The sequence below is a fragment of the Serratia sp. YC16 genome (genome assembly GCF_009707615.1).
GTDB classification, from domain to species: domain Bacteria; phylum Pseudomonadota; class Gammaproteobacteria; order Enterobacterales; family Enterobacteriaceae; genus Serratia; species Serratia surfactantfaciens.
The window spans coordinates 577,852-592,097 of record NZ_WLYN01000002.1 but is presented as its reverse complement, the minus strand read 5'-3'; the positions used below and the strand labels follow the sequence as shown (position 1 = coordinate 592,097).

Here is a 14,246-nt window from a genome sequence, read left to right as displayed (position 1 = left end):
CTTGCCGGCTCGCCTGAGCCGGCATGTCCCGCCTCTCCTCCACAGCTCATTTTACGCAGCCCATCTCTCGACGCTAAGCTACACTGCCCGTTGCCCTAATGCGCTGATAAGGAAAAACAATGCGCCATTTGCCTCTGTTGACCCCCAGGCTGATCCTGCGCCCGTTCACGGCCGACGATCTGCCCCATTTTACCGCTTACCGCAATCATCCCGACGTGGCGCGCTACCAGAGCTGGAGCGACTACAACGCGGCGGACGCCCAGGCCTTCTTCGAACAGCAGCAGCAGCTCCCCTTCAACCGCGACGACAGCTGGTTTCAACTGGCGGTCGAACGCCGCGAGGACGGCGCCTTGCTGGGCGATGTCGCAGTGCATTTTTTCGATGAGGGACGCCAGGCTGAGCTGGGCGTGACCTTCGATCCCGCTCATCAGCGGCAAGGTCAGGCGCGCGAGGCGCTGAGCGCAGCCATCGCCCTGCTGTTCGGGCCGCTGGCGAAGCACCGCATTACCGCCGTGGTGGACGCGCGAAATCTTCGCGCCGCCGCGCTGTTCAGCAAGCTAGGTTTTCGTCGTGAAGCCTGTTGGCGGCAAAACGTGTTTTTCAAAGGCGCATGGGGCGACGAATTCGGCTTCGCTCTGCTGCAAAGCGAATGGCGGGAAGCTGCAAAACATGAAGCTGCTGAATAAATACCTTGGGCAATACCAGTTCTCGGAGCGGCACGCGATCGCCATCGCCGCGCCGCAGGCCCGGGTCCTGGCGGCCGTGGCCGCTTACGATCCCAAGCACGATCGCTTTTTCCGCAGCATGATAGCGCTGCGCGAATTGCCCGCGCGTCTGATGCCACGCAATAAACCCAGCCCGCCGCCGTTTGGCCTGCATAACTTTTGCCTGCTCGAGCAAGATGAAGGCGCGTTGGTCTATGGCCTGATCGGCCGCTTTTGGCAGGCCGAATACGGCCTGAAACAGATCGCTGACGGGCCGGAATTTCTGGCCTTCGCGCAGCCCGGCGTCGCCAAACTGGCGCTGGGCTATGCCGTGAGCCCGCTGCCGGACGGCCGTTGCCGTCTGGAGACGGAAACGCGCATCTTCTGCCCCGACGACGCCAGCCGGCGGCGGTTTACTCCCTACTGGTATACCATTCGCCTGGTCAGCGGGTTGATACGCCGCCGCATGTTGCGCGCCATCAAAACCGCCAGCGAGGTCATGCCGCACAACCATCCATAGTGCGAATGTGTTTAGGAGCATTCTCAAAGCATAACGCGATCGGAAAGGTTATTTATTAACCACTATAACATGCATTGAGAAGCCATTAGCCCCGCCCCCCTGCGGGGCTTTTTTCATCTAGCCGTCGTTTAGGCCCGGAAATGCCTGCATAAACAGGAAGGTGCAAGGCTTGCGCTGATGCTGATTGATCTGCGGCACCAGCCGGGTGAAATGCTCGGTTTGGCAATGCACATCCAGAGCGGCGCGGTCCGGCCAGCTTTCGATAAAAATAAAATGCCCGGGATCCTGCTGATCGATGCACAGGTCATAACTGATGCACAGCGGCTCCTGTCGGGTTTTTTCCACCAGCTCACGATACCAGGGCATGACGGTTTCAATGTGTTCCGGATGAATAAAATCTTCAGCAATGACCTTAAGCATGTCGCACTCCTGCGTTCCGTTTTGTCGTGCTTCACCTTATCTTTCTCCTTCTCGAGAGGAAAGCGACGCTCTCCAGGCCTCTAACCGAGTTCTCAATTCGGTGATAGCGCACACAGATCTCGATCAAAGCGCTTGAACACGCCACAGCCCTGTGTGAACTTTTAATTAACAAAAAAGCAACACACCATTCACCAGGGTGATGTCTGCTGCGATATGCCGACGCACTGCGCGGCGTTTTTTCGCCTTTAAAGGCCTGACCATTAGTCCTTTAGACCTTTAAAGGCACGAAAAAAATCCGATGTCATCGGCGACGGCGCCAGACGGTCTTGTGACCGACGTTTGTCATTCTCAGAAGAGAGGTTAACGCCAGTGAATCACGCCACCTATGCCGCCCCTGCGCTCAATGCCGCCATCCGCAAAACCTGGCGCAGACTGGTGCCATTGATGTTCGCCATGTATTTCATCGCCTTTATCGACAGGGTTAATGTCGGTTTTGCCAAGGACGCAATGGCCATCGATATCGCACTGTCGCAATCCGCCTTTGCTCTGGGCGCAGGAATATTCTTTGCCGCCTATGCGCTGTTCGGCATCCCTGCCAACCTGTTGATGAATCGCTGGGGCGCCAAACGCTGGCTTAGCGCCACCACCGCGCTGTGGGGCGCGTTATCGGCCTGCACCGGGCTGGTGACCAACGAACAGCAATTTATCGTCCTGCGGTTTCTGCTGGGGATCGCCGAAGCCGGCTTTTACCCCGGCATCCTGCTGCTGGCGTCGATCTATTTTCCCAATAAGGTTCGCGCCTCGGTCATTGGCATTTTCGTGCTCGGCGTGCCGGCGGCGCTGACGCTTGGTTCACCGCTGTCGGGGGCATTGCTGGAGATGCACGGCGTGTTGGGTAAACCCGGCTGGTTCTGGATGTTTGTGTTGGAAGGGTTGCCGGCCGTCGTCCTCGGCGTTTTCGCCTTTTTCTATCTCGACGATAATCCACGGCAGGCGCGCTTTCTGAGCGAGGAAGAACGCACGGCGCTGGTGGCACAATTGGCCGATGAACAGCAGCAGACCGAAACCAGCAGCGTCAAAGCGGCGATGAGCAGCGGCAAAGTTTGGCATCTGGCATTGATCTACGGCACCCTGCAGATCGGCGTATACGGCCTGATGTTTTTCCTGCCGTCGCAGGTCGCCTCGCTGATGGGCACCCATCTTGGCTTCAAGGCCTCGCTGGTGGCCGCCATTCCCTGGGCATTCTCCGCGCTGGGCGTCTATTTCCTGCCGCGCTATGCCGACAGAAAAACCGCCAGACGATTACCGATCGCCGTCGGCTGCATGGTAGCGGCAGCGCTGGGTTTGGTGGTCTCGTCCTATGCAGGCCCTTTGCTCGCTATCGTCGCCCTGAGCTGTTGCGCGATAAGTTTCCTGGCGGTACAACCGATTTTCTGGACGTTTCCCGCCCAGGTGCTGACCGGCCCGGCGCTGGCGGCCGGCATCGGTTTTTGCACCACGCTCGGCGCCGCATTCAGCTTTTTAGCTCCGCTTATCCGCACCGAGGCGGAACAGCGCTTCAACAGCCCGCATGCCGGGCCGCTGGTGCTGGCCGCCTTTTCACTGCTGTGCGCCGCACTATTATGGGCGCTCAAACATCGGCGTGCCGACGTGAGCAAACCAGATGCAGAGATTGCCGGATAGCGGCGCGTTATTTAGCCATTATTGAACCTGTGGATGTGACACTGACACTCAGCCTCCTCACCCGCAGGTGTTAAATGGATGAATTGACGCACATTATCGCCAAGTACAGCCCGGAACCGGAGATGTTGCTGCTGCTGATTTTCCTGTTTGCGCTGGGTAAATCCGTGATCGTAGTGTCTTCCGTCTTGCCGCCCGCCTCGGTCACGTTGCTGATGGGCATCGTGGCGGGCAAGCATGCGCTGCCCATCGGCGCGGTTTGGGCGGCCATCGCCCTCGGCGCCGCGTTGGGATCGATCCTGTCGTTCCACTGCGGCGCGCTGCTATGCCGCCGAGATCTTGGCCGCCGGCTGCCGGTGCGCTTTCACGCTCCGCTGCGTAAAGCGCAAAGCGCCTTGCAAAAACGCGGGCTACCGCTGCTGTTCGCCTCGCGTTTTCTGGCGGTGATGCGTTACACCGTGCCGCTGATGGCCGGCATGTTGCAACTGCCGGCGCGGCGCGTCTATGCCACCGCCGCGCTCTCGGCCGCCGTCTGGGCGCTGCTTTTGATGTCGGCTGCGCATTTATTCCCCGTTTCCTGACCTGAAAGATTCTTGGGCAAATGGCCCGCCCCTACGCCGACGTTGCGCCAGCGCACAGCCTTCCTTGCCGTATAAAGTCCGGTGCAACATTGCAGTTTGCGCCAGATCACCTTTCTGAACATCAGTCGAAAAATGCGAATTTTTTTGCAGAATGCGCGCTTAAAACGGCGCAATGCGGGAAGAAACGAAGAAAAGTCTGAGCGTAACACGCTGATTTGGTTGGTGGGTCGTACAGGGTTCGAACCTGTGACCAATTGATTAAGAGTCAACTGCTCTACCGACTGAGCTAACGACCCAACGAGGTAAATTGTCCTCCTCGTCGGAGGCGCTGTCAAACGCTTACACGCATTACTTTTTCTCATGCGAAATTTACAACCCTTTGTTTAATCAACGAGATAAGCCGCATAAGGTCTGTTAATCCCCTCTTTTGAAGAGTAATCTTCCGCTCCCTGAACGTCCGATTTGCCTCCTCCGTGTAAAGATTGATCGACTTTTATCCCGCGTATAAATGTTGTAAACATGTTGCACAAAGGTGGCGTTATTGCACTACCTTACTAAAGCCGGACCAACCGGATAAATGTATAAAAAAGAGCCACTTCAGAGCTCGCGATTTCACTAATGACAGGTAAAACAGGACATCATCAGATGGTAGATCACTCTAAAATAGCGACTGACGCGACGCCCGCCTCAGAAGATCATCTACGGCGAAACCTCACTAACCGACATATTCAACTGATCGCCATCGGCGGCGCCATCGGCACCGGCCTATTTATGGGTTCCGGTAAAACCATCAGCCTGGCCGGCCCCTCGATCATCTTCGTGTACATGATCATCGGCTTTATGCTGTTCTTCGTGATGCGCGCCATGGGCGAGCTGCTGCTGTCCAACCTGGAGTACAAATCCTTCAGCGATTTCGCCGCGGACCTGCTCGGCCCGTGGGCCGGTTTCTTCACCGGCTGGACCTACTGGTTCTGTTGGGTGGTGACCGGCATCGCCGACGTCGTGGCGATCACCGCCTACGCCCAGTTCTGGTTCCCGGGACTCTCCCAGTGGATCGCTTCACTGCTGTGCGTGCTGTTGCTGCTCGGCCTTAATCTGGCGACGGTGAAGATGTTCGGCGAAATGGAGTTTTGGTTTGCGATGATCAAAATCGTCGCCATCGTCGGGCTGATCGTCGCCGGGCTGGTGATGATCGCCATGCAGTTCCAGTCGCCGACCGGTACCGTGGCCTCATTCACCCATCTGTGGAATGACGGCGGCATGTTCCCTAAAGGCATCAGCGGCTTCTTCGCCGGCTTCCAGATCGCCGTATTCGCCTTCGTCGGCATTGAGCTGGTGGGCACCACCGCCGCGGAAACCAAGGATCCTGAGAAGTCGCTGCCGCGCGCCATCAACTCGATTCCGATCCGCATCATCATGTTCTACGTGTTCGCCCTGATCGTTATCATGTCGGTGACACCATGGAACTCCGTGGTGCCTGACAAGAGCCCGTTCGTTGAACTGTTCGTGCTGATCGGCCTGCCGGCCGCGGCCAGCGTAATCAACTTCGTGGTGCTGACCTCCGCCGCCTCCTCCGCCAACAGCGGGGTGTTCTCTACCAGTCGCATGCTGTTCGGGCTGGCGCAGGAAGGCGATGCGCCGAAGTCGTTCGCCAACCTGTCCAAGCGCGCGGTGCCGGCCAATGGCCTCACCTTCTCCTGCATCTGCCTGCTGGGCGGGGTGGTGCTGATTTACCTGATCCCGAACGTGATGACGGTCTTCACCCTGGTGACCACCGTGTCGGCGATTCTGTTCATGTTCGTCTGGACCATCATCCTGTGTTCGTACCTGGTCTACCGTAAACAGCGCCCGGCGCTGCACCAGAAATCGATCTACAAAATGCCTGCCGGCAAACTGATGTGCTGGGTGTGCATGGCGTTCTTCGTGTTCGTGCTGGTGCTGCTGTCGCTGCGCGAAGACACCCGCCAGGCGCTGATCGTCACCCCGCTGTGGTTCATCGTGCTCGGCCTGTCTTACGTGTTCCTGCGCAAGAAGAAAAATGCTTGATGTAAAAAGGGGCGGATATCTGTATGAATCGGTCACATAGGTTACAGACCTGACCGGTCACATAGGTGACACTTTTTGACTTAATCGGCCCGGATTATACGATGATTTCGTTTGTCGTACCGGGCCAGTATCAGTTCGCCGAACCCTTGTCGTCCCCCCCCCTCATCCAGCGCCCTCCACCAGACTCGCTCATACCGCAGGGCTTCAGACAAAAAGGTTTCACCCAGCTGGACCGCCAACTGTTGCACGTCTCTATGTCCATCGGTGGGATGTCCCAGCGCTGGGCAGACGGGGACCCGCTGCGCCTGCCATTCTTCTCCCTGCGACAGCTTCTCACGGGGGTTTCCCCAGCGATCGCTGTTTTCGAGCCAAATGTCCCGTCGACGCAGTGCATCCTGAAGACGCTCCAGCAGGCGAAGCGAGTAACCGGCACGTTGTATCCGCCCCTTCGCATCGTACACCAGGCGTTTCCAGGGGCCGGTAATAATATGTTCAGGCGCATCGTCCAGGATGCGCTTTTTCGAGCCGTTCAGTTCGGTCAGATAATGAATGGCGGACAGCATATGTTCTCCGGCTGACGTTGCCTGGAAATGCAGGTCGCTCAATACCGCCGGAAGAAAACACTTTACCCGCCCGTACTGCTCCACCATTTCGTCATGGAAATTGTTGTTCTGAGACCGGGCCAGCTCATTTACCTTGCTGACGGATTCTGCCAGCCTGCTTTTCGGTATGCTGCTGAATATGGTCTCCCTCAGCTCAGCATCGTTGATAAAAGAATTCGATTCTCAGGGGGGCGCAATTCGGTTTATTGACGATGGGAGCTGTACTGACGGTAACATGGGAAAAATGGTGGTCACTATCCTCTCCGCTGTGGCACAGGCTGAACGAAGAAGGATCCTGGAGCGCACGAATGAGGGGAGGCAGGAAGCAAAGCTCAAAGACATCCAATTTGGGCGTAAGCGCACTGTCGACAGGAGCATTGTGCGAGCCCTTCACCAGAGGGGCTCGGGGCAATGGAAATTGCTCGGCAGCTCAACATTGCCCGTTCCACTATTTATAAAATTCTGGAAGATATGAAGACCTCGTGATAGCGCCAGCTTTATCATAACAATTTAAGGTTGGTACCCAGCGTTGCAAGCGGGAGCTGTCAAAATCTTTACTTTTCCCTAACTCAGCTCCTTCAACTTAAAGCGTGCGCCGAAGCAAATGATAAATATGAGTACAATACCTACCAGCTGTGGCCATCTTGCGCCACAAAGGAACTCGTCCCCCACATGCTTACTGAGATCGAGGCATGTGTAAACCGTAGCCCCAGAAAACCAAGCTTTGATCCATGATGCTTTATTCATTGAGTATCCTTAGCTTAAACTTAATATAAACAAAAAGTATATAATTATTATACACCCTCCAATCCAAACTTGACTCTTATTGAAAAAAGAGATACTAGTAAATGGCTTTACAAAAGATTACACAAGGTTAACCAAATAATCAAAAGTAGTTGTTTATGAAAATCATTGATTCTTCAATGTTAAACTTTGTTTCTGGTGGTAGGGGTAACAATGGCGGTGACCGTGCTGATAATGGTGGCCGGAACGATAGCGCTCGAAATTCAGGTCGTGATGCAGCTACATATGCAGGCGGGGCCGCAGGCACTGCAATTGGAATCTTAGCCGGTGGGCCTGTCGGGGGACTTGTCGGTGGCTTAGTTGGTACCGTTGCTGCTGGTCAGAGCTATGATTCGGCGATGAGCGCTGTAGATAAATATGGTAATAATGGTAATGGCGGCGGTGCGTTTGGTGGAGATAGTAACAAGAATAGTGTTAACGGACAATGCCATTGGTAAATATACAAAAGAGGTTCTTTTGAACCTCTTTTTTAGATTCATAGGCCAAATAATGTTAAATCAGTTTAAGCGGTTTATTTTTTTCTTTGTTATTTTCTTTTTAGGAAATGTTTTTTTTGGTGTGGAGGTCACTATCAACATAGTGAAGTCTAGTATTTTATCACTGGTGACTGTAATATTTATTTCTGTATTTAGTAGCCAATGGTGGAAAAAAAACATCCTCAAAGTAAAAGTAGACAAATAGCTTCATCTATGAGTCATATACATATAGTCGATTTATAGATGAAGAAGTTAGCTCGGCAATATATTTCGACATCCGTCCACTATATTGTATAAATACCTGCACTCAATATAACGCAATTCATTGCCATATGCAGTGCAATTGGCATTACTATCCCTCTGGATATTATTCTGGATGTAATCAGGATGATAGAAATTAGAAACAAAATAATTAACGTTCTGACATCCGTGTATTGAGTGTGTAACACAGCAAATAAGAACGAAGTTACTAGAGATGCGATGTAAATATTACCACGAAAAAAAACCAGTAAAGCTGTTAGCAACCCCCCTCTGAACGCCAATTCTTCATAAACCGGAACGATTAAAACTAACATGAAAAAATTAAGCCAAAATAAGCTTCCTTTTCCGGTTTCCTGCTCCATCACCCAGTGTTCTGCTTCCCTGATATCCAGAATGTAAGCAACCGCAGTTTGAGCAAGTAGAATGAGGAGTAGAAATATTAAAAATTGCCTAACACTAAAACATCCCCGCCCCATGTCGTCCCATTTTCTGAAGAAAATGAAATATAAGGGAACAATAAATGAGAACTCAAGAACATATAAAACAATTAGTAATAGCCCTGATTGTTCGAGTGCAACCTTATCAGGAACAACAATTGGGTAAAATGTTATCCCAACCAAAAGAATAAACAACGCAAAACAAGCAAACCCGCGTTTTATACTCATTCCCGTTCTGTTATTCATCTAACTTTCCTTTAGCCCAAGGTAAATAACCCGATCTGCTGACGCGATTGTCGTTTCGCGGTGGGCAATAATCACCCGTGTAATGCTGAGTGCCTTAATCGCCTGATTCACCTTCGCTTCACTGTCCTTGTCCAGCGCACTGGTCGCCTCGTCCAGGAACAAAATCGCCGGCTTCTTGTAAATGGCCCGGGCAATAAACAGGCGTTGCTTCTGCCCGCCGGATAATCCTTCCCCCAGTTCGCCGATCAGGGTTTCATACCCCATCGGCATGCGCATAATCACTTCATGCAGATAGCTGGCACGGGCACAGATTTCCATCCAGGCGTCATCTACCTCGTCCACGAACCCGCAAATATTTTCCCGGATTGAGCCGGAGAACAGCTTGTCGTCCTGCATCACGCAGGCGATCATCTTGTGGTAGTTGTTGATGCCGAGCTGCCGAATATCGACGCCGTTCACCTCAACCCGCCCTGAATCCGGGGGAAACAGCCCGCACAGCACCTTCATCAGCGTGCTCTTGCCTGCCCCGGACGGGCCCACGATGGCCACACTTTCCCCCGGTGCAACGTTGATGTCCAAGGCATCAAAGACCGCCGGTGACTGGCTGTCGTACCGGTAGCTCAGGGCATGGGTGGACAACCCCATCGGTTGCATTCCCGAGATATATGGAAGGTCGGGCTTGCGATCTTCCCGTGGGTGCAGGGCAATATCGGCAATACGTTCGTTATGCAGGCTCATCATGCGCAGCTGCAGCAGAAACGCCGTCAGGGACCCGATACGATCGGAAAACTGTCCCCGAAAGGCACCGAACGCCACGAACATGCCGAGGGTCATCTGATTGTCGATCACCAGACTGGCCCCCAGCCACAGAATGACAACCTGGTCACAGGCCGCCACGAAGGTGTTGATCCCACCAAACAGCATGTCCATTCGGGTGATCCGGATACCGGTATTGATGGTGTCGATTTCAAGGTTGAGCCAGTGAGCGATGCGGCGTTCCGCCATGCCCTGCATTTTGACGGTAGCGATACCGTACAGCGTCTCCATAAAATATGAACCGGCGCGGGCATTTCTCACCAACGCTTCTTCGGACAGCTGGCGATAATAGCCGTAAGTCAGCAGGCGCATCAACACATAGAGCGCGGTGAAAGTGAGCACTACCCAGGTCAGCCAGCCGCCATACAGCACCATCATCACCAACACACCGATCACCATGATGCCGTCCATGATGGCGCCGACGATACTGGTGGTGAAAGTGCTGCGCAGCGTATCCAGCGAACCGAAGCGTGACTGAATGTCACCCAGCTTACGCCGTTCAAAGTAGCCGAGCGGCAGGCGCAACAGGTGGGTAAACAGACCGGACTGCCACTGCACATTGATGAGCGTCGACATGACCAGTCCGGACCAGGCGCGCACCATACCAATGGCGGCCCGCAGCAGGATGAACAGCATCAGCCCAAGGCAGATGAGCGTCAGTAACCCGCGATCCCCGGCAGGAATAGCGTGATCCATCACCAGCTGCGTGCCGATGGGCATCACCAGGTTGATGGTTTCGAATACCAGAGACAGGCAAAAGATTTTGCCGAGCGCCCCCTTGAGGCCATGCACGCTGCCAATTAGCGTACGCAGGTGAATGCGGTGGCGAATGCTGTCGGCGGTGAAGGCGGTGCCGGGCCAGGCCTCAAGCGCTACGCCGGTGAAACTGTGCGACAGTTCCGTCAGGCTGATGGCCCGGCGCCCGCGCGCCGGATCATGCAGCACTACGCGGTGGCCCTTGACGCTGACCAGCACCACGAAATGGTTGAATTCCCAGTGCAAAATGCAGGGCAGTTTCAGCGCGTTGAGTTCGTCCAGATCCAGAGACAGAGGACGGGTGTTCAACCCCAGTTGCTCGGCGATACCGGTCAATCCAACCAATGTGGCACCGCGCGTTGACAGGTTGAACTGCCGGCGCAGCGCGATCAGGTCGATGTTTTTTCCGTAGTAACCGCATATCATCGCCAGGCAGGCCAGCCCGCATTCCGACGACTCGGTCTGGTGCACCATCGGAACCCGGTGACGTAGCCGCAGATCCAGCTGGCTGACCCGTTGTTTGAATGCAGGCTTACTCATTGACCGGCCCCGTCGCGCTGTGTTTCATGTCGTAGAACGGTGACAACATCCATTGATAAATCTTCCTTTTTTCCAGAAACAGGGTGCTTTGCGCTTTCATGCCGTTTTCCAGGCTCAGACGTTTACCGTCATAGGCAATGGCCTGTTTTTCCGGAATGACAATCACCTTGTAGTAGGGCACAGCGGCGGTCAGCGCCGCTTTTGGGGCCCCCTGATAGGTCAGCATTTCCTGCGGTGAGGCCGGGGCTTTGGAGATGACGGACACCGTACCGGCAAACTGGCCGAATTTTTCCGCCGGAAAGGCGTCATAACGTACATTGACCTTGTCACCGGCAGCAATGTAAGGAATGGCATCGTTAGGTACCCACAGCACGAGGGCGTAGTGATCGATGTCGTGGGGGATCACCTGCAGCAGGCTGTCGCCGACGTTGACCATTTGGCCAACCGTGACGCTCAGCGAATCGATACGGCCATCGGCCAGCGCACGAACGACGATCGCTCCACCGGCATCGATGTTGAGCCGCTCTTTCTGCAGCTCGTAGCGCTGCAGCTCCATCTGGTAGATCTGGTTGTCGAAGTTGGCGGCCTGGGTATGGATCTGGCTTTCCAGCGCGGTGATCTGCAACGCATTCTGTTCGTTCTGGCCGGACAGGCCCAGCAGGTTGTTCTGCTGCTGGTAATACAGGGCCACCTGATTGGTGAGCTGATCCTTGTTGATCAGTCCCTTGGTCTGATAGTGCCTGTAGTTCTCCATGTTCTCCTTCATGATGTGTATCCCTTCCTGAGCACGCCGAAGAATGTCGGTTGAGCGCGAGAACGCGGCGGTATATTGCGCCTTCTGTTTTTCCAGCATAGTGAGCGTGGCCTGCTTGCTGCTTTCCAGTCGGCTGATGATTTGCGCAATGCGTGCCAGCTGGCCATCAATATCCCGCTGCTGGTTATCGCTGACTACACCACTGCGAGTGCTTTTGCTGACGTCAATCTGGTAAATGGGTGCTCCGGCGGTGATCACCTGCCCTTCGGTGACAAATTGTTTGACGACTACCCCCTGAACGGAAGAATAGACGTTGGCGGCACGCGGATAGGTGCTGACCTCACCAGTCACATTGACCCGTCGGGTATAGGTACCGGCGATCACGAAGGTGAGAAATGCAATGAGAAAAAACAGGCAGAGCCCTGCTATGAGCCAAAAGGGAATGCCGGGAAGGAGGAGCGCCCGACCACGCCATTTCATTCTCTGATTATCGATCGCTTCCTGGCGAAACACCGTTTTTCTTCCTTAAAAAGAAGGGGGAATGAAGTCCAGCCCCATTATGCTGTCAACAAATCGCTAAACACCAGCGTTGCGGTGAGTGGGCGTTTAATGGATTGTTGGACATAAAATGGAGCAGAAGCCGGGAATGAAGATATCGCCCGGTTATCCCCACTGATGCATGAGCATATCAATATGCTGGAGCATTATACGTTCACGCTCCCGGAGGATATTTTAAAGGGGGAACTTAGAACGTTAAATTTTAATACAAACAACGAATTATCTTCTTAGCGTACGTTTTCGTTCCATTGGCTCTCAAACCCCACATACTTCTGCAATCGGAAGCTCACCTTCCAAACAGGCCGTGACAAACTGTAAACGTTGCATGGTAACAGTCTCATTCCAGGGCACGGTAAACCGCCATAGGCTGTTTACCGTACCGTTATAACCTGTTACCCATGTGACCGGTTCATACATCTCTCCGCCCCTTTCTTTTTACGCCTCTGCGCTAGTCCGCTTCCGTCGCCACCGCCGCTTTCCCCTTGCGCCGCACGCGCAGCTCGCTGACCACCACCCCGATCACGATCAACGCGCCGCCCAATAACGCCACGCCCGGCAAACGCTCCCCGGCCAACCGCCCGACGATGCCCGCCCAGACCGGTTCGCCGGCGTAAATCACCGTGGCCCGCGTCGGCGAAACGCTGCGCTGCGCCCAGTTCATGGTCAGTTGAATCAACGCGCTGGCCAGCCCCAGCCCAATGGCGCTGTACAGCAGGTAATCCGAATACGGCGGTGGCGATTCACCGGTCGGCGCCATCATCAAGAATGAGGTCAACGAGGCGGTCGCCAGCTGTACGATGGTCACCCGGCGGATATTCACCTTGCCGGCGAAGGCGCCGATCAGGATGATCTCCGCCGCCATGCCAAGGGTGCCGGCCAGCGTCAGAATTTCGCCGAGGCTCAGCGTCATGTCGGTGCTGCTCGGCGCTGCCAGCAGCATCAGCCCGGTAAAGGCCAGCAGAATGCCGATCCACGACATGATGCCGGGGAACCGCCCCAGCACCAGCCATTGCAGCAGCGGTACGATCGGCACATACATGGCGGTGATGAACGCCGACTGGCTGCTGGTAATGGTCTGCAGGCCGACGGTTTGCATGCTGTAGCCAAACATGATCGCCAGCCCGATCAGCCCGCCCGCCTTCAGTTCATACAGCGTCAGGCCGCGCAGCACGCGCAGCGAAAACAGCGTCAGCGCCAGCGTGGCGGTGGCGAAACGCAGACCGACGAAAAAGAACGGCCCGCTGACCTGCATCGCGTGATGCACCGCCAAAAAGGTGCCGCCCCAGATCATGGTGATGAAAATCAACACCGCTTCCGGCAACCTGATTTGCGGAACCACGGCGGAAATAAAGGATTTTTTTGCTGCTGACACCGGCTTGCCCTTCCTGCTGAGTGCAATATAATGCACAGTTCCTGCCAGTATGAGATAAAGTCCGGCGATGAGCAATACGGCGCATAACGCGAAAACCGATCCTCCCAAAGTGCTGCAGTATCTGAGCAGCAATCTGCGCGGCTACCGCCAACAGGCGGGCCTGAGCCAAGTGGCGCTGGCCGAGCTTTCCGGCGTCAGCCGCCGCATGCTGGCGGGCATCGAGGCCGGCGATCGCAACGTCAGCCTGGCAGTGCTCGACAAGATCGCCGCCGCCCTGGCGATTTCCTTTACCGATCTGATCCAGGCACCGGAAGCGCGCGGCAGCCATCTGGTAGGGGAACTGGCCTGGCAAGGCGCGCAGTCCGGCAGCCAGGCGCTGTTCGCCGCCAGCGTGCCGGCGCGCCAACGGGCCGAGCTGTGGGAATGGACGCTGATGCCGGGTGAGCGCTATGACTCGGCGCCGGACGCCGAAGGCTGGAGCGAGATGATCTATGTGATTGCCGGCACCCTGACGCTGGAGCTGGAACAAGGCACGCTGACCCTTTCCGCCGGCGCCGCGCAAACCTTCAACAGCGATCAACGCTACGCTTACGCCAATCTCGGCGACCTGCCCCTGCGCTTTATCCGCAACGTCGCCTTCTGACTGCTCGCCAGCCCGCGCCGGCGGTGGATG

General features: G+C 55.3%; 12 protein-coding genes, 1 tRNA gene and 2 pseudogenes. 8 read left to right on the top strand and 7 right to left on the bottom strand.

Translation table 11 applies throughout. The features are described 5' to 3' along the window. Positions 1 to 119: 119 nt before the first annotated feature. Positions 120 to 686 carry a GNAT family N-acetyltransferase gene (locus GKN89_RS10170; RefSeq protein ID WP_154746904.1) on the top strand — a complete coding sequence of 189 codons (567 nt, stop codon included), beginning with the start codon at positions 120 to 122 and terminating at the stop codon, positions 684 to 686. Further along, complete coding sequence (locus GKN89_RS10165; protein ID WP_154746903.1) at positions 670 to 1,224, top strand: hypothetical protein; 555 nt, start codon at positions 670 to 672, stop codon at positions 1,222 to 1,224. Before GKN89_RS10170 ends, GKN89_RS10165 begins: the two co-directional genes overlap by 17 nt. A 117-nt stretch (positions 1,225 to 1,341) precedes the next feature. Here GKN89_RS10165 and GKN89_RS10160 read toward each other — a convergent pair whose 3' ends face one another. Then, positions 1,342 to 1,644: a putative quinol monooxygenase gene (locus tag GKN89_RS10160; RefSeq protein ID WP_154746902.1), complete on the bottom strand. Its 303-nt coding sequence runs from the start codon at positions 1,642 to 1,644 to the stop codon at positions 1,342 to 1,344. A 369-nt stretch (positions 1,645 to 2,013) separates the two neighbouring features. Between GKN89_RS10160 and GKN89_RS10155 the strand changes: the two genes are divergently transcribed. Together GKN89_RS10155 and GKN89_RS10150 are read left to right on the top strand one after the other, a co-directional pair. After that, entirely contained in the window at positions 2,014 to 3,327 is a 1,314-nt protein-coding gene (locus GKN89_RS10155) for an MFS transporter (protein ID WP_370520191.1), read from the top strand. Between the two features lie 74 nt (positions 3,328 to 3,401). After that, on the top strand, positions 3,402 to 3,905 hold the full coding sequence (locus GKN89_RS10150; protein WP_074054560.1) for a DedA family protein: 504 nt from the start codon (positions 3,402 to 3,404) through the stop codon (positions 3,903 to 3,905). Between the two features lie 220 nt (positions 3,906 to 4,125). Here GKN89_RS10150 and GKN89_RS10145 read toward each other — a convergent pair. Beyond that, positions 4,126 to 4,201 (bottom strand) — tRNA-Lys (locus tag GKN89_RS10145). A 349-nt stretch (positions 4,202 to 4,550) separates the two neighbouring features. Here GKN89_RS10145 and cycA point away from each other — a divergent pair. After that, positions 4,551 to 5,951, top strand: coding sequence for a D-serine/D-alanine/glycine transporter (cycA, locus tag GKN89_RS10140; RefSeq protein WP_154746900.1), 1,401 nt, complete (start codon positions 4,551 to 4,553; stop codon positions 5,949 to 5,951). Positions 5,952 to 6,136: 185 nt separating this feature from the next. On the opposite strand, the pseudogene GKN89_RS10135 reads toward cycA, so the two are convergent. Beyond that, positions 6,137 to 6,709, bottom strand: a pseudogene (locus GKN89_RS10135) (Tn3 family transposase); the annotation flags it as partial. A gap of 7 nt (positions 6,710 to 6,716) precedes the next feature. On the opposite strand from GKN89_RS10135, the pseudogene GKN89_RS10130 reads away from it, so the two are divergent. Then, positions 6,717 to 7,039 (top strand): annotated as a pseudogene (locus tag GKN89_RS10130) (helix-turn-helix domain-containing protein); the annotation flags it as partial. A 416-nt stretch (positions 7,040 to 7,455) separates the two neighbouring features. Further along, positions 7,456 to 7,794, top strand: a complete 339-nt coding sequence (locus tag GKN89_RS10125) for a hypothetical protein (RefSeq protein ID WP_154746899.1) — start codon at positions 7,456 to 7,458, stop codon at positions 7,792 to 7,794. A gap of 323 nt (positions 7,795 to 8,117) precedes the next feature. On the opposite strand, the gene GKN89_RS10120 is transcribed toward GKN89_RS10125, so the two are convergent. The 4 genes from GKN89_RS10120 to GKN89_RS10105 all read right to left on the bottom strand — a co-directional run bounded on the left by GKN89_RS10120 (position 8,118) and on the right by GKN89_RS10105 (position 13,573). Continuing rightward, on the bottom strand, positions 8,118 to 8,777 hold the full coding sequence (locus tag GKN89_RS10120; protein ID WP_154746898.1) for a CPBP family intramembrane glutamic endopeptidase: 660 nt from the start codon (positions 8,775 to 8,777) through the stop codon (positions 8,118 to 8,120). Next, entirely contained in the window at positions 8,778 to 10,889 is a 2,112-nt protein-coding gene (locus GKN89_RS10115; protein ID WP_154746897.1) for a peptidase domain-containing ABC transporter, read from the bottom strand. It abuts the gene before it with no gap. Continuing rightward, entirely contained in the window at positions 10,882 to 12,156 is a 1,275-nt protein-coding gene (locus GKN89_RS10110; RefSeq protein WP_370520190.1) for an HlyD family secretion protein, read from the bottom strand. The genes GKN89_RS10115 and GKN89_RS10110 overlap by 8 nt, the downstream gene beginning before the upstream one ends. A 493-nt stretch (positions 12,157 to 12,649) precedes the next feature. Next, positions 12,650 to 13,573 carry a DMT family transporter gene (locus GKN89_RS10105; RefSeq protein ID WP_025160336.1) on the bottom strand — a complete coding sequence of 308 codons (924 nt, stop codon included), beginning with the start codon at positions 13,571 to 13,573 and terminating at the stop codon, positions 12,650 to 12,652. Between the two features lie 67 nt (positions 13,574 to 13,640). Between GKN89_RS10105 and GKN89_RS10100 the strand changes: the two genes are divergently transcribed. Next, complete coding sequence (locus tag GKN89_RS10100; protein WP_063919160.1) at positions 13,641 to 14,216, top strand: helix-turn-helix domain-containing protein; 576 nt, start codon at positions 13,641 to 13,643, stop codon at positions 14,214 to 14,216. Positions 14,217 to 14,246: the final 30 nt, after the last annotated feature.

What these genes read in the sequence shown, in the direction of transcription:
- GKN89_RS10125 (WP_154746899.1), top strand. Translation starts at nt 7,456, where the DNA reads ATGAAAATCATTGATTCTTCAATGTTAAACTTTGTTTCTGGTGGTAGG.
- cycA (WP_154746900.1), top strand. Translation starts at nt 4,551, where the DNA reads ATGGTAGATCACTCTAAAATAGCGACTGACGCGACGCCCGCCTCAGAA.
- GKN89_RS10160 (WP_154746902.1), bottom strand. Translation starts at nt 1,644, where the DNA reads ATGCTTAAGGTCATTGCTGAAGATTTTATTCATCCGGAACACATTGAA.
- GKN89_RS10120 (WP_154746898.1), bottom strand. Translation starts at nt 8,777, where the DNA reads ATGAATAACAGAACGGGAATGAGTATAAAACGCGGGTTTGCTTGTTTT.
- GKN89_RS10165 (WP_154746903.1), top strand. Translation starts at nt 670, where the DNA reads ATGAAGCTGCTGAATAAATACCTTGGGCAATACCAGTTCTCGGAGCGG.
- GKN89_RS10115 (WP_154746897.1), bottom strand. Translation starts at nt 10,889, where the DNA reads ATGAGTAAGCCTGCATTCAAACAACGGGTCAGCCAGCTGGATCTGCGG.
- GKN89_RS10150 (WP_074054560.1), top strand. Translation starts at nt 3,402, where the DNA reads ATGGATGAATTGACGCACATTATCGCCAAGTACAGCCCGGAACCGGAG.
- GKN89_RS10170 (WP_154746904.1), top strand. Translation starts at nt 120, where the DNA reads ATGCGCCATTTGCCTCTGTTGACCCCCAGGCTGATCCTGCGCCCGTTC.
- GKN89_RS10100 (WP_063919160.1), top strand. Translation starts at nt 13,641, where the DNA reads ATGAGCAATACGGCGCATAACGCGAAAACCGATCCTCCCAAAGTGCTG.